The sequence below is a fragment of the Donghicola mangrovi genome (genome assembly GCF_013377535.1).
In the GTDB taxonomy this organism is placed as follows: Bacteria; Pseudomonadota; Alphaproteobacteria; order Rhodobacterales; family Rhodobacteraceae; genus Donghicola; species Donghicola mangrovi.
This window is the reverse complement of the sequence record NZ_JABCJE010000005.1, coordinates 142,164-160,876: the sequence shown is the minus strand read 5'-3', so window position 1 is coordinate 160,876 and position 18,713 is coordinate 142,164. Positions and strand designations below refer to the sequence as shown.

Annotated in this window: 17 protein-coding genes and 1 tRNA gene; 9 read left to right on the top strand and 9 right to left on the bottom strand. The window is 61.9% G+C overall.

The window, feature by feature from the left end:
- Nucleotides 1-108: 108 nt before the first annotated feature.
- Nucleotides 109-855, top strand: coding sequence for an SDR family NAD(P)-dependent oxidoreductase (locus HJ536_RS12640; protein ID WP_177157978.1), 747 nt, complete (start codon nucleotides 109-111; stop codon nucleotides 853-855).
- 36 nt (nucleotides 856-891) lie between these two features.
- Here HJ536_RS12640 and HJ536_RS12635 read toward each other — a convergent pair whose 3' ends face one another.
- The 6 genes from HJ536_RS12635 to HJ536_RS12610 all read right to left on the bottom strand — a co-directional run bounded on the left by HJ536_RS12635 (nucleotide 892) and on the right by HJ536_RS12610 (nucleotide 7,106).
- Nucleotides 892-2,769: an acyl-CoA synthetase gene (locus HJ536_RS12635; protein ID WP_177157977.1), complete on the bottom strand. Its 1,878-nt coding sequence runs from the start codon at nucleotides 2,767-2,769 to the stop codon at nucleotides 892-894.
- Between the two features lie 122 nt (nucleotides 2,770-2,891).
- Nucleotides 2,892-4,688 (bottom strand): ABC transporter transmembrane domain-containing protein, encoded by a 1,797-nt coding sequence (locus HJ536_RS12630; RefSeq protein WP_177157976.1) that lies wholly within the window; start codon nucleotides 4,686-4,688, stop codon nucleotides 2,892-2,894.
- A gap of 112 nt (nucleotides 4,689-4,800) precedes the next feature.
- Nucleotides 4,801-4,874: transfer RNA gene (locus HJ536_RS12625), tRNA-Gly, on the bottom strand.
- Nucleotides 4,875-4,911: 37 nt separating this feature from the next.
- Entirely contained in the window at nucleotides 4,912-5,571 is a 660-nt protein-coding gene (locus HJ536_RS12620; protein WP_177157975.1) for an SOS response-associated peptidase, read from the bottom strand.
- A 141-nt stretch (nucleotides 5,572-5,712) separates the two neighbouring features.
- Entirely contained in the window at nucleotides 5,713-6,771 is a 1,059-nt protein-coding gene (locus HJ536_RS12615) for a quinone-dependent dihydroorotate dehydrogenase (RefSeq protein ID WP_177157974.1), read from the bottom strand.
- The gene (locus HJ536_RS12610; RefSeq protein ID WP_176855021.1) at nucleotides 6,768-7,106 is read right to left on the bottom strand and encodes a DUF952 domain-containing protein; all 339 of its coding nucleotides are present in this window, start codon (nucleotides 7,104-7,106) and stop codon (nucleotides 6,768-6,770) included. The genes HJ536_RS12615 and HJ536_RS12610 overlap by 4 nt, the downstream gene beginning before the upstream one ends.
- Before the next feature lie 114 nt (nucleotides 7,107-7,220).
- Here HJ536_RS12610 and HJ536_RS12605 point away from each other — a divergent pair, with 114 nt between their 5' ends.
- Nucleotides 7,221-8,774, top strand: a complete 1,554-nt coding sequence (locus HJ536_RS12605) for a bifunctional metallophosphatase/5'-nucleotidase (RefSeq protein WP_177157973.1) — start codon at nucleotides 7,221-7,223, stop codon at nucleotides 8,772-8,774.
- A gap of 103 nt (nucleotides 8,775-8,877) precedes the next feature.
- Here HJ536_RS12605 and HJ536_RS12600 read toward each other — a convergent pair whose 3' ends face one another.
- From HJ536_RS12600 to HJ536_RS12590, 3 genes are read right to left on the bottom strand one after another with little or no spacing between them, the layout of a single operon-like run.
- Nucleotides 8,878-10,200: an MATE family efflux transporter gene (locus HJ536_RS12600; protein ID WP_177157972.1), complete on the bottom strand. Its 1,323-nt coding sequence runs from the start codon at nucleotides 10,198-10,200 to the stop codon at nucleotides 8,878-8,880.
- Entirely contained in the window at nucleotides 10,193-10,684 is a 492-nt protein-coding gene (locus HJ536_RS12595) for a PaaI family thioesterase (protein ID WP_177157971.1), read from the bottom strand. Before HJ536_RS12595 ends, HJ536_RS12600 begins: the two co-directional genes overlap by 8 nt.
- A complete protein-coding gene (locus HJ536_RS12590; protein WP_177157970.1) occupies nucleotides 10,681-11,106 on the bottom strand; it encodes a PaaI family thioesterase in 426 nt (141 codons plus the stop codon). Before HJ536_RS12590 ends, HJ536_RS12595 begins: the two co-directional genes overlap by 4 nt.
- A gap of 119 nt (nucleotides 11,107-11,225) precedes the next feature.
- Here HJ536_RS12590 and HJ536_RS12585 point away from each other — a divergent pair, with 119 nt between their 5' ends.
- From HJ536_RS12585 to HJ536_RS12555, 7 genes are all read left to right on the top strand, one after another.
- Nucleotides 11,226-11,597, top strand: a complete 372-nt coding sequence (locus HJ536_RS12585; protein WP_176855016.1) for a MerR family transcriptional regulator — start codon at nucleotides 11,226-11,228, stop codon at nucleotides 11,595-11,597.
- A 143-nt stretch (nucleotides 11,598-11,740) separates the two neighbouring features.
- Nucleotides 11,741-12,142 carry a MerR family transcriptional regulator gene (locus tag HJ536_RS12580; protein WP_176855015.1) on the top strand — a complete coding sequence of 134 codons (402 nt, stop codon included), beginning with the start codon at nucleotides 11,741-11,743 and terminating at the stop codon, nucleotides 12,140-12,142.
- Nucleotides 12,143-12,170: 28 nt separating this feature from the next.
- Nucleotides 12,171-13,949: an acyl-CoA dehydrogenase C-terminal domain-containing protein gene (locus HJ536_RS12575; RefSeq protein ID WP_177157969.1), complete on the top strand. Its 1,779-nt coding sequence runs from the start codon at nucleotides 12,171-12,173 to the stop codon at nucleotides 13,947-13,949.
- A 59-nt stretch (nucleotides 13,950-14,008) separates the two neighbouring features.
- The gene (locus tag HJ536_RS12570; protein ID WP_176855013.1) at nucleotides 14,009-14,221 is read left to right on the top strand and encodes a hypothetical protein; all 213 of its coding nucleotides are present in this window, start codon (nucleotides 14,009-14,011) and stop codon (nucleotides 14,219-14,221) included.
- Between the two features lie 289 nt (nucleotides 14,222-14,510).
- The gene (locus tag HJ536_RS12565; protein ID WP_177157968.1) at nucleotides 14,511-15,149 is read left to right on the top strand and encodes a glutathione S-transferase family protein; all 639 of its coding nucleotides are present in this window, start codon (nucleotides 14,511-14,513) and stop codon (nucleotides 15,147-15,149) included.
- Between the two features lie 32 nt (nucleotides 15,150-15,181).
- Nucleotides 15,182-16,393, top strand: a complete 1,212-nt coding sequence (locus HJ536_RS12560) for an acetyl-CoA C-acetyltransferase (protein WP_177157967.1) — start codon at nucleotides 15,182-15,184, stop codon at nucleotides 16,391-16,393.
- Between the two features lie 32 nt (nucleotides 16,394-16,425).
- A complete protein-coding gene (locus tag HJ536_RS12555) occupies nucleotides 16,426-18,624 on the top strand; it encodes a 3-hydroxyacyl-CoA dehydrogenase NAD-binding domain-containing protein (protein ID WP_177157966.1) in 2,199 nt (732 codons plus the stop codon).
- Nucleotides 18,625-18,713 lie beyond the last annotated feature (89 nt).

Below are 18,713 nucleotides of genomic sequence, written 5' to 3'. Positions count from 1 at the left end.
CTTGGTATGCAGTGGCACACACACGCGTTCGCGATCTGCGGTTCCTTTGGCGAAAATCGGCCCCAAATCAGCCCTAACCGCACAGTTTTGCGGTGAAAGGAGCTGATTATGAATATCGATTTTTCCGGTAAAACCGCCATCGTCACGGGTGCCGCCTCTGGCATCGGGTACGCCATCGCGCAGGAACTGGCCGCCTCAGGCGCCAAGGTCATTGTCGCCGATCTGGACCAGACCAAAGCAGACGAGGCCGCCGAGTCCCTGAACGGCGATTCTCTGGCGACCACGGTGGATGTGAGTGACGAAGAATCAGTGAAAAAGATGATTCGATTCGCGACCGAGAAAACGGGCCGACTCGATTATCTGGTGAATAACGCGGGAATCGGCGGGGCGAACGCGCCGGTCGGGGACTATCCCACCGACAGTTTCAGAAAAGTCATCGACGTGAATCTGATCGGGGTCTTCCTGGGGATGCGATTCGCGATTCCCGAGATGAAGAAAACTGGCGGCGGCGCGATTGTGAACATCGCCTCGATTCTGGGATCGGTGGGGATTGCGGGTTCGTCCGCCTATGTGGCCGCGAAACACGGGGTGGTCGGGTTGACCAAATCCGCCGCGCTTGAACACGCGACAGACAACATCCGCGTTACAGCCGTCGGGCCGGGCTTCGTGCACACGCCGCTGGTGGACAAGACGCTGGATGCCCAGACCCAAACCGCACTGGCCCAGAAACACGCCCTGCAGCGTCTGGCTGACCCGTCCGAGGTCGCCACTCTGGTCGCCTATCTGCTGTCGGATCAGGCCAGCTTTATCACCGGATCGTACCATCTGGTCGATGGCGGCTACACCGCGCAGTAACGAAAAAGGGGCGCTGTCATGCGCCCCCTTCCCCATTCAGTCGATCCACTGCCAAGGCCGCGTGTGCGCCGACAGAACGGTCTGCACGGCGGCCTCATCGGTAGAGGGGCCCCGCGACAGGCGGGCGGTCAGACCCAGCTTCTTGTCGTCGATCACTTCGACCACCTCGGCGCCGGTGCCCGCCAGAGCCTCGGTATAGATGCGCTTGATCGCGCTCTTGCGCAGGTCGGGTTTGAAGACCTTGCCCACGGCGGTTTTCGGCAGTTCCGGCAGAACCTCCAGATACTTCGGATAGGCCGCGCGCTCGTGGATATGCTTGCGTGCATGCGCCATCAGCTCGTCCGTGGACACCTCGCCCCCTTTGACCAGTTCGACATAGGCGCAGGGCACCTCGCCCGAGTGCGCGTCCGGCTGGCCGATCGCACCGGCAAAGGCCACGGCGGGGTGGGTCAGCAGGGCTTCTTCGATCTCGGCGGGGTCGATATTGTGGCCGCCGCGAATGATCAGGTCCTTGGCGCGGCCGGTGATCCACAGATAACCATCCGCATCCATCCGCCCCAGATCGCCCGTCCGCAGATAGGTGCCGTTGTGGAACAGGTCCTTGTTCTTGTCGGTCTCGGTATAGGTCGAGCCCGCATAGACACCGGGGTTGGCCACGCAAATCTCGCCGACCTCGTCCACGCCGCAGGCCACGGGGCCGTCCGCCGTGTTGCGCAGGATGCGCACGTCAGAATAGGGGAACGGAATACCGACCGAGCCCACACGCTTTTCCCCCGCAGGCGGGTTGATCGAGACCAGACAGGTCGCCTCGGTCAGACCATACCCCTCGCAGATCGCCACGCCGCAGGCCGATTCAAAGCGGCGGAACAGTTCCAGCGGCATGGGGGCCGAGCCCGAGAATGCCGTCTTCAGGGTCGAGATATCCGCATCCACGGGCCGCTGCATCAGCGCGGAAACCGCTGTGGGGACGGTGATCATGAACGTGACCTTCCAACGCTCGACCAGCTTCCAGAAGTTGTCGAACACCCCCTCGCCGCGATAGCCGGCAGGGGTCGGGAAGATTACGTGCGCGCCGCTGGAAATCATCGACATCAGGATCGGGTGCACCGCAAACACGTGGAACAGCGGCAGCGGGCAGATCACATTGTCATCGGGCGAGAACAGCAGCCGCGCCCCCAGCCAACCGTTGTAGATCATCCCCGAATAAAGGTGCTGCGCGACCTTGGGCATCCCCGTGGTGCCGCCGGTGTGGAAATAAGCCGCCACGCGATCCACATCGGGATCTTCGAAATCCAGAACGGTGTTCTGGCGGGCCACTTCTTTGGCAAAGTTTTTGACGTCCGCGTGGGCGTAATCCGGCGCCTTGGGGCGGATCAACGGGACGATCCACGATTTGGGCGGCGTCAGATAGCGCAGCAGGTCAACCTCTAGAACCGTGTGCACATTGGGGGCAAAGCGCACGGCTTCGGCCGCCTTGTGGGCGATGTCGGTCTTGGGGAAAGCGCGCAGGGTGATCAGCACCTTGGCGTTGGTTTCCCGCAGGATGGCCGAGATTTGCTCGGCCTCGAGCAGCGGGTTGATCGGGTTCACAATCCCCGCAATCGAGCCGCCAAGCAGCGCCATCACGGTTTCGGTGGTGTTCGGCAGCAGATAGGCCACCGTGTCATTCGGGCCGATCCCGAGGCTGCGCAGCAGGTTGGCCGTTTGCGTTGCCTTTTCATGCACTTGCCGCCAGGTCAGCGTCTCGCCCCGGTCTTCGGGGCTCGAGGTCAACTGGAAGCTGACCGCAGGCCGCGACCCGAATTGGTCTTTGGCACGGGCCAGCAGTTTGTACATCGTTTTGGGCGCGTCTCGTTCCGCCCACGTCATTTCCTTTTCGATCGCAGCACGATCGGCATAAGACGCAAAAGGCATGCTTCCTCCCTAACCTGCTTGGCGCAGGTTTTTATTCTCCCGCCTTTGAATTTGAGCGGTGCGCCCGAAAGGCGCAAGGCTTACCCAACGAAAGATGGCAGGTTTGCGCCGTAGCGTTATTTTCAGCCCGCAAAGCCGTCGGTAAATTGCAAACGCGCCAGTTTTGCATAGAGACCATCCTCGGCGACCAGCTGATTATGGGTGCCCTGCGCAACAATCCGGCCTTCGTCCAGAACAACGATTCTGTCAGCTTTTTTAACGGTTGCAAGGCGGTGGGCCACAACGATGGTCGTCCGGTTTTTCGACAGCTCGTCCACGGCGGCCTGCACCAAGCGTTCGGATTCGGCGTCAAGTGCGCTGGTCGCTTCGTCCAGCAGCAGCACGGGGGCGTCGCGCAGAATCGCGCGGGCGATGGCGATGCGCTGCTTCTGACCACCAGACAGCATCACGCCGCGCTCGCCCACATAGGTGTCGTAGCCTTCGGGCAGTGCGCTGATGAAATCGTGCGCAGCGGCGGCCTGTGCGGCGGCCTCGACCTCGGCATCGGTTGCGCCGGGGCGGCCAAAGCGGATGTTTTCACGGGCCGAAGCGGCAAAGATCACCGGATCTTGGGGCACCAGCGCCATGTGGCGACGGAAGGCATCCCGGCTCAGGGTATCCAGCGCCACGCCGTCCAGCAGAACCTTGCCCTCGGTCGGGTCATAGAAGCGTTCCAGCAGCTGGATCACCGTGGATTTGCCCGCGCCCGAGGGGCCGACCAGCGCCACAGTCTCGCCCGCCTGCACGTGCAGGGTCAGGTCACGCAGCGCAGGCGCATCGGGGCGCGCGGGGTAGATAAAACTGACATGGTCCAGCGTGATCTCGCCCTTAACGGGCTGAGGCAGCGCGGCAGGCTGTACGGGATCGACCACCGCGTCATCGGCGTGCAGCAACTCGACCAGACGTTCGGTGGCACCGGCGGCGCGCTGAAGCTCGCTCCAGATTTCGGACAGGGCGCCGACAGAGCCCGCAACCATCACCGAGTAGATCACGAACTGCACCAGCGCACCGGCAGACATATCCCCTGCCCGCACGTCCAGCGCACCGATCCACAGCACACCCACGACCCCCGCAAACACGAGGAAAATCACGATCGCGGTCATGAACGAACGCGTCGTGATCCGGCGGCTGGCGGCGTCATAGGATTTCTCGGTCACCTCGCCGAAATGGTCACGGCTGGCGGTTTCGGCGGTAAAGGCCTGAACGGTCTGAACGGACAGCAGCACTTCGGACGCCTCGCCCGAACTGGTCGCAATCCAGTCCTGATTCTCGCGGCTCAGGACGCGCAGCTTGCGGCCCAGCGTCAGGATCGGCACCAGCACCAGCGGCACGATCAGCAGCACCAGCGCCGTCAACTTGGCCGAGGTCATGAGCATCAGCCCCAGACCACCCAGCAGGATCAACACGTTCCGCAGAGCCACACTGATCGAGGACCCGATCACCGACAGGATCAGCGTGGTATCCGTGGTGATGCGGCTCAGAACTTCGCCGGTCATGATGTTTTCGTAGAATGCGGGGCTCATCCCGACCATGCGGCCGAAAACAGCCGTGCGGATATCGGCAACCACCCGCTCGCCAAGGCGGGTCACCAGCGCGTAACGCAGCGCGGTCCCCACGGCCAGCAAACCCGCCAGCACCAGCGCGGCGCTGAAATAAAGGTTCAGCATCCCGCCGTCCTGGGCCCCGAAGTTGTCGACCACGCGGCGCACGGCCAAGGGCAACATCAGCGAAATCGACGCGGTCAGCACCAGCGCCATAAAAGCAAACGCCGCGAGCCCCTTGTAAGGAGCGATAAACGGGAACAGTGCACGCAATGCGCCCACGCGTTTGGATTTCTCGCGTTCCGCTTGCTGTGCGTTCAAAACAGGAGCTCGTGCCATGGGTCCTCCGGAGGTTCGGGGGTTACATGGCCGCGCCGCGCTATGCGGTCAAGCAAAGGTTTGACGCAGCCCAAGCCGCGGTCACCGATTTGCCAGCAATGTCAGGATTTTCTGGAGCGGGTGGCGGGAATCGAACCCGCGTCATTAGCTTGGAAGGCTAAGGTCTTACCACTACACAACACCCGCGTAGTGGGCAGAGACGTAATGCAACTTTCCGGCAAGGTCAAGCGATCGGCTCGATCAATTCCGGTCCTTCTGCACGATTGGAATTCACTTTGGGATCAACGCGATGCCAGACCAGCGCGGCCTCGGGGGCGGGACGCATCAATCGGGCGGCACCGTGCCCCTGTTCGCCAAGCCACAGACCGAAATCATCGGGGGACAGGATCACCGGCATCCGGTGGTGGATCGCGCTCATGGCGGTGTTCGCCCCGCAGGTTACGATGGCGCAGGTCCGCGCTTGGGTTTCGCCGTTGTCCCAATCCTGCCAGATACCGGCAAAGGCCAAAGGCACTTCATCGCGCCGGCGGATATACCAAGGATGACGTTTGCCCTCGGCGTCCTTGGTCCATTCGTAAAAACCCGTGGCTGGGATGATGCAGCGCCGCTGGCGGCAAGCCTCTCGGAACGCGGGCTTCTCGGCAATCGTTTCGGCCCGCGCGTTGATCAGCAGGGGGCCGTCCGACGGAGACTTGTACCAACTGGGGATGAAGCCCCAACGCATGGCCATCAACCGCCGCCCTGCCCCCGCAATAGTCGTGTGCACGTCATTGGTCGGGCAGACGTTGAAGTTGGGTACCTCTGGCAGGTCGTTGCCAGCGGTCGCCTCGAACATATGGGCCATGGCCTGAACGGGCAGCGTAATCGCAAAACGTCCACACATGGCGCTTCCCTTTATCGTATCGCGGCTTCAGCCTGCCAAGATTGAGTATTTTTGCAAGGAGAAGCCGAAAAGCGCCCTCTCCATCTTCTTTGTTCAAATACTCAATATAGCGCGGGCCAAAGCCAGCGCACCCGTCAAAGGTCAGAGCCAGTCGCCGCGGCCCGACCCCACTGCCTGCGCCACATTGGCAAAGCCGTCGCGCAGCAGACGTTCGTCGAGCCCTTTGAGGATCTCTTCGACCAGCGACAGGCCGCCATAGACCAGCGCCGAGTAGATCTGCAGGGCGGACGCACCCGCGCGGATTTTGGCATAGGCCTGATCGGCGCTGCCAATACCGCCAACACCGACCAAGGGGATCTGGCCTTGGGTCAGTTTCGACAGCTGCGCCAGAACGCGGGTGGATTTCTCGAACACGGGCTGGCCGGACAGACCGCCCATTTCGCCCTTGTGTTTGCTCTTGAGGCCATCGCGGGACAGGGTCGTGTTGGTGGCGATGATCGCCGACAGGCCAGTTTGCAGGGCAACCTCGGCGATTTCGGCCAAGGCGTCGTGATCCAGATCGGGGGCGATTTTCAGGAAGATCGGGATCGGGCGATCTAGTTCGCTGTTCGCCGCCATCACGCCATTCAGGAGCGCGGTCAGGGCCTCGCGGCCTTGGAGATCGCGCAACTTTTCGGTGTTGGGCGAGCTGACGTTGACGGTCGCGAAATCCAGATGGGCGCCGCATTTGGTCAGCACCTTGGCATAGTCGCCCGCGCGGTCGTCGCTGTCCTTGTTCGCGCCAAGGTTCAGGCCGATCACCACATCACGGGGACGCTGCGCCAGACGTTCAGCCGCCACTACCATGCCTTCGTTGTTGAAGCCAAAGCGGTTGATGACGCCCAAATCCTCTTCTAGGCGGAACAGGCGCGGGCGGGCATTGCCGGGCTGTGCGCGGGGGGTAATCGCGCCAACCTCGAGGAAACCGAAGCCCACTTTGGCCAAGGGGTGCAGCGCCACGGCGTTCTTGTCAAAACCGGCGGCCAGACCCAAGGGGTTCGGCAGTTTCAGCCCTGCCAGCTCTGTCGCGAGGCGGGGGGATTTGACCGCACCGGGGCGCGGGGCCAGACCGGAGGTCAGCGCCTTGAGCGCCAGACCATGGGCGGTTTCCGGATCAAAGGAGCGGATGGCGCGCATCCCGATCTGTTCGAGCAGTTTCATTTCATATCCTCGGGAAAGATGTGACCCTGGGGACCCAGAGGCAGAGGCTTGTGCCAGAGCACATCGCTCAGGCGCAGCTCGCGGTAAAGATGGGGAAACAGGGCACCCCCGCGCGAGGGCTCCCACCGCAGGTTCCCGTCGATGCGGTCCGTATCGACGGCCAGCAGGACGAGGCCATCCTCGGTCGTGAAATGCTTGGCCGCGGTTTCGGCGGCCTGAGCAGCGGTCGAGAAATGGATATACCCGTCAGCCACGTCTACCGGCGCACCGGTCGTGTCACCTTGGGTTTCCAGCAATGCCCATTCGTGGGCCCGAAAGATCTTGTAAATCAGCATATCGTCGTGATGGCGTGACGCCGCCCCCACGTCAAGTTCACAAACCTGTCGTCAGATTCAAGTTACTGCCCTTAGCATCTGTGCATTGCACTGAGTCGAAAGAAAGGTTTCCCGATGATCCGTCTGTTCAGCACCTGCGCTGCACTGGCCCTGGCCGCTTCGGCAGCCAGCGCCGACTATGCGCTGACCATCCTGCACACCAACGACTTCCACGCCCGTTTCGAGCCGATCAGCAAGTATGACAGCGGTTGCCCCGCCGAGGACAACGCAGCTGGCGAATGCTTTGGCGGCAGCGCGCGTCTGGTGACGGCCATCGCGGATGCCCGCGCCCGTCACGACAACACCGTTCTGTTCGACGGTGGCGACCAGTTCCAGGGCACCCTGTTCTATACCTATTACAAGGGCAAGCTGGCTGCCGAGATGATGAACAAGCTCGGCTATGACGGCATGACCGTCGGCAACCACGAATTCGACGATGGCCCCGAAGTGCTGGCCGGTTTCATGGATGCCGTGCAGTTCCCCGTTCTGATGTCGAACGCCGACGTCTCGATGGAGCCCGCGCTGAAGGACAAGCTGAAGAAGTCCACCGTGATCGAGCGCAATGGCCAGAAGATCGGTCTGATCGGCCTGACCCCGCAGGACACCGACGAGCTGTCCTCGCCCGGTGACAAGGTGATCTTTACCGATCCGGTGGATGCCGTTCAGGGCGAGGTTGACAAGTTGACCGCCGAGGGCGTGAACAAGATCATCGTACTGTCCCATTCGGGCTATGCCGTGGACAAGCGCGTTGCGGCGGAAACCACCGGCGTTGACGTGATCGTTGGCGGCCACACCAACACCCTCTTGGGTGACATGGAAGGCGCCGAAGGCCCCTATCCCACTGTGGTCAACGGCACCCAGATCCTGTCGGCCTATGCCTATGGTAAATTCCTTGGCGAGCTGAACATCGTGTTCGACGACGAGGGCAACATCAAAGAAGCCGCTGGCGCGCCGATCATCATGGACGCCGCCGTGACCGAAGATGAGGCCACCGTTGCCCGTATCGCCGAAGCGGCCAAACCGCTGGAAGAGATCCGCAACAAGGTCGTTGCTGCCAGCTCCGAAGCCATCGACGGGGATCGCAATTCCTGCCGCGCCAAGGAATGCCAGATGGGCAACCTTGTGGCCGACGCCATGCTGGACCGCGTCAAGGATCAAGGCATCCAGATCGCCATCCAGAACGGTGGCGGCGTGCGTGCCAGCATCGACGCTGGTGACGTGACCATGGGCGAAGTGCTGACCGTGCTGCCCTTCCAGAACACGCTGTCGACCTTTCAGGTGACCGGCCAGCATATCATCGACGCGCTGGAAAACGGCGTCAGCCAGATCGAGGAAGGCGGCGGCCGCTTCCCCCAGATCGCGGGCATGAGCTTTGTCTTTGATGCTGCGGCAGAGCCGGGCAAGCGCGTGAGCGACGTGAAGGTTGGCGATGCGGCGATTGATCCGGCGGCAACATATGGCGTTGTGTCGAACAACTACGTTCGCAATGGCGGCGACGGGTACAAGATGTTCCGCGATGCGCAGAACGCCTATGACTTTGGCCCCGATCTGGCAGACGTGACGGCGGAATATCTGGCCGCGCACGCGCCCTACACCCCCTATACCGACGGCCGCATCAGCGCGAAGTAAGGTTCAGCGGGGCGCGGGTTCCCCGCGCACAGTTTTAGTTGGGCCGTCCCCTAGCGGGGGCGGCCTGATTTTTTGAGTATTTGGGCAAGAAGAAACGGGGGACTCAGGCGGCAGACCTTTCGAGCGCCGGATAGCGGAGGCCAAGGGTGATGCCGCGGGCCACGAACGAAATGTTAAAGGCCAGCCAAAGGCCGTGGTTCTGGAACGTCGGCACCAGCGTCAGGACGCAGGCCACGTAGATCACAAAGCTGACCGCCATCATGTTGCGCATATCCTGCGAGCGGGTTGCCCCGATGAAGATGCCATCGAACATCCACGCTGCAATCCCGAGGATCGGAGAGGCAACCATCCATGGAAGGTAGCTTCGGGCGGCGTCTCGGACATCGGGGGCGGTGGTCATCAGGTCGATGATCGCGCCCCCTGCCAGCGCAAAGGTCAGCGCCATCACGAGGGCTGATCCGCCTGCCCAGAGCGACGTGAGGATTGCTCCGCGCCGCAGAAGATGGGGGCTGCGCGCACCCATGGCTTGGCCCACGATAGCCTCGGCGGCAAAGGCAAACCCGTCGAGCGCATAGGCCGTGATGCTGAGGAATTGCAGCAGGACTTGATTGGCGGCCAGAGCGGTATCCCCGAAACGGGCGCTGAGAAACAGAAAGCCGGTGAAGATCGCCTGCAGCATCAGGGACCGCAGCAGGATGTCGCTGTTCACCAGCGCCATCTGGCGCAAGCGAGTGATGTCAAAGACCCGCGGCCAGTCGCGCCATGCAGGTACTTTGAACGCCGCGCGGCACAGCCACAGGCCGGTGGCCAGACCCACCAGTTCCGACAGCACCGTGGCAAAGGCCACCCCTTGGACGCCCCAGCCCAGCCCCAGCACGAACCAGACATCGAGCAGCATGTTGGTGCCGTTCATCAATATCTGGATCACCAGAACGCCCCGCGTTCTTTCTTGGGCGACCAGCCAGCCGGTGATCCCGTAAAGGGCAATCGGCGCGGGCGCGGACCAGATGCGGATGGACATGTATTGGCGGGCCAGTGCCTCGACCTCGTCCGAGGCGGGGGACAGGGCGAAACCGGCGTTAAAGATCGGGACCTGCAGCGCGATCAGCGCGCCCCCTGCCAAAAGGCCGATCATCAGAACGCGGGTCAGCAGGGCGGCGATTTCAGCGCGGTCCCCTGCCCCCTCGGCCTGCGAGACAAAGCCCGAGGTGCCCATGCGCAGGAACCCGAAGATCCAGTAGACCGTGGTTAGGATCACCGCCCCGATGCCGACCGCGCCGATCGGGGCGGCTTGCCCCAACTGGCCGACAACGCCCGTGTCCACCGCACCCAAGATCGGGACGGTGGCGTTGGACAGCACGATCGGCAGCGCGATTTTCAGGACCCTTCGGTGGGTGACCGCCCGAGGGGCCCGCGCTTCAGTCATTTTGTTGGGGCATCATGAAGTGGCCGGTGGCCTGCGCGAACAACTTGTCGCGGTTATCTTGCCATGCCTCGACGTGAACGCTGGCATAGCGGCGGCCCGAGCGGTTCACCCGCGCGCGGGCATAGGCGTCGCGCGGCAGGCCGGAACGCAGGTAATCCACGGTGAAGTCGATGGTCTTGGGCAGGCGCAGGGCGGGCAGCTCGGCCTCGCCGCCTTCGATGAGGGGCCAGATCATCTGCCAGCTCAGCTCGATTATCGCGGCAGTTTCCAGAAAGGCGGCCGTGGCCCCGCCGTGCAGCGCAGGCAGCATCGGGTTGCCGATCAGGCGTTCGTCGAAATTCATCACGGCGGTCAGTTCATCGCCGCGGCGGTCCCACGTGATGTTCAGGAACTGGATATAGGGCACTCGGGCAACCAGCGCAGCCAATGCCGCGTCGCGCCGCTGTTTGACCACCTGTACGGGCTCGGGACGGGGACGGCTCATTTCGACCTCTCGAAGGTAAAGGCACCGGTGGCGGTGGCGACAGGGCGGCTGGTGTCTTCGTCCACGGCTTCGGCGCGGACAAAGGCAACACTGCGGGTCACGTGGTAACAGTAGGCTCGGGTACGGATCGTCTGGCCGGGCGTTGCCGCGCGCATGTAGTCGATTCGCAGATCAATTGTCGCGGTCGAGGCCGGCGCATCAGGGTGGCTCATGACGGCGGCCCCGCTGCAGGTGTCCATCAGGGCGCTGACCGCCCCACCGTGAATCACGCCCGTATCGGGGTCCCCGATCAGCCGTGTGTCATAGGGCATCTCGATGACAGCCTCGCCGTCTCCGATCTCGACCAGCTTCATTCCCAGTGCCCGCGAATGGGGAATCGCCTGTATGAACTGCGCCGCGATCTTTGCCTTGTCCGCGCTCATGTCGCTTACTCCTTAACTCTGTGCAGATAAGAAAGAATCCCGCCGCGTCAGTAAAGGGTGACAGTTGCCCTACGTCACCGTTCGCCCTAGGCTCCGCGCGAGGCAAGTAGGGGGGCCAAATGACCGACACACGCCTGAGTTTCAAGGAGATGTGCGCCAAGTTCGATGTCACGCCACGGACGCTGCGTTATTACGAATACATAGAATTGATCGCACCCGAGCGCGTGGGCCGCTCGCGCTATTATTCATCGCGCGATGTGGCCCGGATGACGCTGATTCTGCGCGGCCGACGGTTCGGGTTCCAACTGGAAGAAATCCGTCAGTGGCTGCTGATCTATGAAAAAGAGGGCACCACCGCCCAGATGGAAGCATGGATCGTGATGGCCGACCGCCAGCTTGGGGAACTGGCCGACCAGAAGGCACAACTGGAAATCGCTATCACCGAGCTGCGCAAACTACGTGACGATGTGCAGGCGGCGCTGGACGAATAAAAACTGAACCGATTAGTTCAAAAGTGACCCTCCGTCACACGACAAGTTGACGTGACGTACCATTTACGTAAACGTCAACTCCTGTAGTATGGATGTGCCAGAAGCCTAATTCTGGTGCACACGACACTACGGGAGACCACGTCATGGATGAACGCATCATGACCATCCGCGAAATGTGCGAGGCCTATGATGTAACGCCTCGGACGCTTCGCTTTTACGAAGCCAAAGAGCTCATCTTTCCCATCCGTGACGGACAAAAACGTCTGTTCACCAAACGCGACCGCGCACGGCTCAAGCTGATCCTGCGCGGCAAGCGGTTTGGCTTCAGCCTCGAGGAAATCCGCCAGCTTCTGGACCTGTACCACATGGGCGACCAGCAGTTGACCCAGCTGACCCGTACCCACGAGGTCGGTCTGGAACGCCTGCGCTCGATGGAGCAGCAGCGCGACGAGCTGACCGAGGCGATCGAAGATCTGAAGGACCAGCTGAAATGGGCCGAGAAAGTGATCTCGTCCCTCAAGCAGACGAACAAAGCGGCCGAGTAATCCGCCGCGACCCAAGGGAGAGAGACCAATGCCCACCTACACCGCTCCGGTTAAGGACATGCAGTTCATCCTGCACGATGTTCTGAACGTCGCCAGTTCGGACATCCCCGGCTATGACGAACTGGACCGTGACACCACCCAAGCCATTCTGGACGAAGCTGCCAAGCTGTCGGAAAACGTTCTGGCCCCCCTGAACAAGGTGGGCGACGAACAGGGCTGCAAGCTGGAGAACGGCGTTGTGACCACCCCTGACGGGTTCAAGGACGCCTATGACCAGATGTGTGCAGGCGGCTGGATCGGGCTGGACTGCGATCCCGAATACGGCGGTCAGGGCATGCCCTATCTGGTGCAATCCGCGGTAGGCGAGATGTTCGTTTCCGCGAACATGGCGTTCAACATGTATCAGGGCCTGAGCCACGGCGCGATCTCGGCGATCCAGACCCACGGCTCGCCCGATCAGAAAGCCAAGTACTTGCCCAACATGATCGAGGGCAAATGGTCCGGCACCATGAACCTGACCGAGCCCCACTGCGGCACCGATCTGGGCCTGATCCGCACCAAGGCAGAGCCTCAGGACGACGGCAGCTACAAGATCACCGGATCGAAAATCTGGATTTCGGCAGGCGAACACGACCTGACTGACAACATCATCCATCTGGTTCTGGCCAAAGCCCCCGGCGGCGGCGAAGGCACCAAGGGTATTTCCTTGTTCATCGTGCCCAAGTTCATGGTGAACGAGGATGGCTCGCTGGGGAACCGCAACGCGGTCAGCTGCGGCGGCCTCGAGCACAAGATGGGCATCCACGGCAACGCCACCTGCGTGATGAACTATGATGGCGCGACCGGCTATCTGATCGGCGAGCTACACAAAGGCATGCGCGCCATGTTCACCATGATGAACGAAGCCCGTCTGGGGGTCGGCCTGCAGGGCTATGCCCAAGGCGCGGTCGCCTACCAGAACGCACTGGGCTTTGCCCGCGAGCGCCTGCAAGGCCGCGAAGTCAAAGGCGTGCAGAACCCCGATGGCCCCGCCGATCCGATCATCGTACACCCCGACGTGCGCCGGAACCTGTTGATGCAGAAAAGCTTTGTCGAAGGGGCGCGCGCGTTCACCTTCTGGGGCGCGAATATGATCGACGCCGGCCACCGCAAGAACGACGCGGACGCCGAAGCGATGGTGTCCCTGCTGACCCCCGTGATCAAAGGCTTCCTGACCGACAAAGGCTTCGACACCACTGTTCTGGCGCAGCAAACCCTCGGCGGTTCAGGCTTTACCAAGGAATGGGGTCTGGAACAGTTCGTCCGCGATGCCCGTATCACCATGATCTACGAAGGCACGAACGGCATCCAGTCGCTGGACCTCGTGGGTCGCAAGCTGGCGATGAACGGCGGCAAGACCATCATGGCATTCTTTGACATGGTGAAAACCTACATCAAAGAAAACGAGGGCAACGAGGCACTGAAGGCCAACTTCCTTGATCCCCTGAAAAAGGCCAGCAAGGACCTGCAAGCGGCGGGCATGTACTTCATGCAGAACGGCATGAAAAACCCGCACAACGCGCTGTCGGGCAGCTATGACTTCATGCACCTGTTCGGGCACGTGTGTCAGGGCCTGATGTGGGCGAAAATGGCGCAGGCGTCCTATGCCGCGCTGGAAAACGGCACCTCGGATCCTGAGTTCTATCAGACCAAGATCGAGACCGGCCGGTTCTACATGGCGCGCCAACTGCCCGCCACCGCACTGCACCTGTCGCGTATTGAGACTGGCGCTGATACGGTGATGACGCTGGACGCGGCCAACTTCTGATCAGCCACAGAAAAGGGGCCGGTCCGTCCGACCCTGTTACTGATCAAGAAGAGGTACCAATGCCCAAACGTTTGCGCCTGACCCGCCGCTTTCCCGTGGCCATGACCGAGGACGGCTACCGCCGCCTGAAGCGTTTTGCCCAAGAGGCGGGACTGGACGAAGGGGAAGCCCTGTCGTTCATTTTCGAGAACTTCGACAGCGTGATGCACGAGGAACGCTTTCCCCATCGCTTGCGTCTGTTCAACTCGGAACTCGAGGCGCGGAAACGGTGAGGGTTGGACTGGTGGAAATGTCGGAACGCCTTCGGCGGGAGGGTATTTTTACCAAGCTGAAGGACAGGGTGTTACTCCGCCCCGGATCGGGTCGCACGGCGCGACTACGGGACATCCAGAGCGGAGCTTCACCTTGGGCGGTCATCGGCTCCCCAGCCTGTACCGCGAGATCAAACTTTGGTGATTCTGGTTAAACGCCGATTATCCGGAGAGAGGTTTTAGGCTTCTTTTTGCTTCAAATACTCAACTGTTGGACCCCATCGGCCAGAACCGGAAAAGGAATTTAGAGATGACGATCAAGCTGCACTGTTTCGGAGAGAGTGGACATTCCTACAAGGTCGCGCTGGCCCTTGAGCTGTCCGGTCTGGAGTGGGAGCCTGTCTATATCGACTTCTTTAACGGCGAGACCCGCGGGCAGGCCTACCGCACCGAAGTGAACGAGATGGGCGAGGCACCGGTTCTGGTGGACGGCGAGACCAAGCTGACCCAGTCAGCTGTCATCCAGCAGTACATCAGCGACAAGACCGGCAAGTTCGGGGGCGCCACGCCCGAGGAAGCGCGCGAGGTTTTGCGCTGGCAGTTCTGGGACAACCACAAGCTCTCGTCCTTTGCCGGGATCGCGCGGTTCCTGCTGAACTTCATCCCAGAGGACAAGCTCCAGCCCGAGGTGATCGCCTTCCTGCAAGGTCGCCTCAAGGGCGCTTATGCCATTCTCGACAAACACCTAGAGGGCCGCGACTGGATCGTCGGGGACAACGTGACCAACGCTGATCTGACCTGCTGCGGCTATCTGTTCTACCCCGAGGAGTTCGGCTTTGACCGCGCCGAATGGCCCCACATCAACGCCTGGCTGGACCGCATCAGCGCCCTGCCCGGCTGGAAACACCCTTATGACCTCATGCCCGGCAATCCGTCGGACCGGGCCTGAACCCAAGAATATCTGACCAGGAGGAGAGGCAGATGGCTGACGCCTTTATCTATGACGCAGTGCGCACCCCGCGCGGCAAGGGCCGCAAGGATGGCAGCCTGCACGAGGTTACCGCCGTCCGTATGGGCGCAACGATCCTGAACTCACTCAAAGAGCGTTCGGATCTGGCAGGTGACGAGTTCGAGGACGTGATCTGGGGCAACGCAACCCAAGTCATGGAACAGGGCGGCTGCTTGGCGCGGACCACAGTGATGGCCTCTGATCTGGCCGAGAACGTGCCTGGTCTGTCGATCAACCGCTTCTGTGCGTCCGGCATGGAGGCGGTCAATCTGGCGGCCAACCAGATCAAGGGCGGCTCGGGCCACGCCTATATCGCAGGCGGCGTCGAGATGATGAGCCGCGTTGCCATGGGCAGCGATGGCGCGGCAGTGGCGGTCGATCCGACCGTGGCCATGGATCACTACTTTGTCCCGCAGGGCATTGCGGCGGACATCATCGCCACCGAATACGGGTTCAGCCGCGATGACGCCGATGCCTTTGCCGTGGAATCCCAGCGCCGCGCCGCCGAGGCTTGGGCCGCCGGACGGTTCGACAAATCCATCGTGCCTGTGCGCGATGTGAACGGCCTGACCATTCTGGACCGCGACGAATACATGCGCCCCGGCACCGACATGCAGGCCCTTGGTGCGCTCAAGGCGAGCTTTAAGGATCAGGGCGAGGTTATGCCCGGTTTCGACAAGATCGCCCTGATGAAGTACCCTCATCTTGAGCGGATCAACCACATCCACCACGCGGGCAACAGCTCTGGCATTGTGGATGGGGCGGCGGGCGTTCTGGTCGGCTCCAAGGAGTTCGGCGAACGTCACGGGCTGAAGCCCCGCGCCGTGATCCGCGCGACCGCAAAGATCGGCACCGATCCCACCATTATGCTGACCGGCCCCGTGCCCGTCACCGAAAAGATCCTGAGCGAGAGCGGCATGTCGATCAGCGACATTGACCTGTTCGAGGTAAACGAGGCGTTCAGCGCCGTGGTCCTGCGCTTTATGCAGCGCTTCAACGTGGACCATGACAAGCTGAACGTGAACGGCGGCGCGATTGCGATGGGCCACCCACTGGGGGCCTCGGGCGCAATCATCATCGGCACCCTCTTGGACGAGTTGGAGCGGACGGGCAAAAGCACCGGCCTTGCCACCCTCTGCGTTGCCAGCGGCATGGGCGCAGCCACCATCATCGAACGGGTTTAAGCGGGCGTCAGACCTGCGAGGAGGAATTCGAAATGACCGATTTCACTATGGTTAAAGACGCCGAAGGGATCGCAACGATCACTTGGGACGTCAAAGAAAAGTCGATGAACGTGCTGTCGCTAGAAGGTCTGGCAGCGCTGAACGATCTGGTGGACGACGCGCTGGCCGACGAGGCTGTGACGGGCATCATCATCACCAGCGGCAAGGACACGTTCGCTGGCGGCATGGACCTGAACATCATCGCCAAGATGAAGGACAGCGCGGGCGACAACCCCGCTCAGGGCCTGTTCGACGGCATCATGAACATGCACGGTCTGCTGCGCAAAATCGAACGCGCGGGCATGGACCCCAAGACCAACAAGGGCGGCAAGCCTGTGGCCGCCGTTCTGCCCGGCACCGCGCTGGGGATCGGCCTCGAGCTGCCTCTGTCGTGCCATCGCATCTTTGCCGCGGACAACGACAAGGCCAAGATCGGCCTGCCCGAGATCATGGTCGGCATCTTCCCCGGCGCGGGTGGCACCACCCGTCTGGTCCGCAAGATGGGCGCGATGGCGGCGGCCCCCCTGCTGCTGGAAGGCAAACTGAACGCCCCCAAGAAGGCCAAGATGCTGGGTGTGATCGACGAGGTCAGCGCCGATCCGATGGCAGACGCCCGCGCTTGGGTGCTGTCTGCGACGGACAAGGACATCGTGAAACCTTGGGACGACAAGGGCTACAAGATGCCCGGCGGCGCGCCCTATCACCCTGCGGGCTTCATGACCTTTGTCGGCGCTTCGGCGATGGTCAACGGCAACACCAAGGGCGTCTATCCGGCGGCCAAGGCGCTGCTCTCGGCGGTCTACGAAGGGGCCATGGTGCCCTTTGACACCGCGCTGAAGATCGAGGCCCGCTGGTTCACCCACGTCCTTATGAACCCCAGCTCGGGCGCGATGATCCGGTCGCTGTTCATCAACAAGGAAAAACTGGAAAAGGGCGCGAACCGTCCCGACGTGGCCGACCAGAAGGTCCAGAAAGTCGGCGTACTTGGCGCGGGCATGATGGGGGCTGGCATCGCTCTGGTGTCCGCTCAGGCGGGGATTGACGTGGTTCTCTTGGACCGCGATCAGGCCGCTGCCGATAAGGGCCGCGATTACACCGCCAAATACATGGACGCCGGCATCGCCAAGAAAAAGGCGACCCCCGAGAAGAAAGAGCAGGTGCTGTCCCGCATCACCGCCACCACCGACTATCAGGCGCTGGCAGGCTGTGATCTGATCATCGAGGCCGTGTTCGAAGACCCCGCCATCAAGGCCGAAGTGACCGCTCAGGTCGAAGCTGTGATCGGAGAGGACTGCATCTTTGCCACCAACACCTCGACCCTGCCGATTTCGGAACTGGCCAAGGCGTCGAAGCGCCCCGAGAAATACATCGGCATCCACTTCTTTAGCCCCGTCGAGAAGATGATGCTGGTCGAGATCATCAAAGGTCAAAAGACCGGCGATGTGGCTGTGGCCAAGGCGCTGGACTACGTGCGCCAGATCCGCAAAACGCCGATCGTGGTGAATGACGCGCGCTTCTTCTACGCGAACCGCTGCATCATCCCCTACATCAACGAAGGCATCCGCATGGTGCACGAGGGCGTCAGCCCCGCCCTGATCGAGAACGCCGCCAAGCTGGTCGGGATGCCCTTGGGCCCGCTTCAGCTGACGGACGAGACCTCGATCGATCTGGGGGTCAAGATCGCCAAGGCGACCAAGGCCGCGATGGGGGCTGAGTACACCAACGACGATGTGGACGAAGTGCTGTTCTGGCTGGCGGACGAAGGCCGTTTGGGCCGCAAAGCCGCCGCCGGTTTCTATGCCTATGACGAAAAGGGCAAGCGTACCGGTCTGTGGGACGGTCTGGCGGCGAAATACCCCCATGCGGACGAACAGCCCGATCTGCACGAGGTCCAGCATCGTCTGCTGATGGCGCAGGTTCTGGAGGCCGTCCGCGCGTTCGAAGAGGGCGTGCTGGAGGACATCCGCGAAGGCGACGTGGGCGCGATCCTTGGCTGGGGCTTTGCGCCTTGGTCGGGCGGGCCGTTCAGCTGGCTGGACATCATCGGCGCGCCCTTTGCCGAAGCGGTCTGCGATGACCTGACAGAAAAGCACGGCCCCCGCTTTGAATGCCCTGCCCTGTTGCGCAAAATGGCGGACAAGAACGGCAGCTTCTACAAGGCGTATGGCGACGGCCAAAGCTTTGCCGCCTAAGGCATTGTGATTGCACAAATCCCGGCGAGACATCGCCCATCACAAAGCCGCCCCCTGATCGGGGCGGCTTTTTTGGATATTTGAACCAG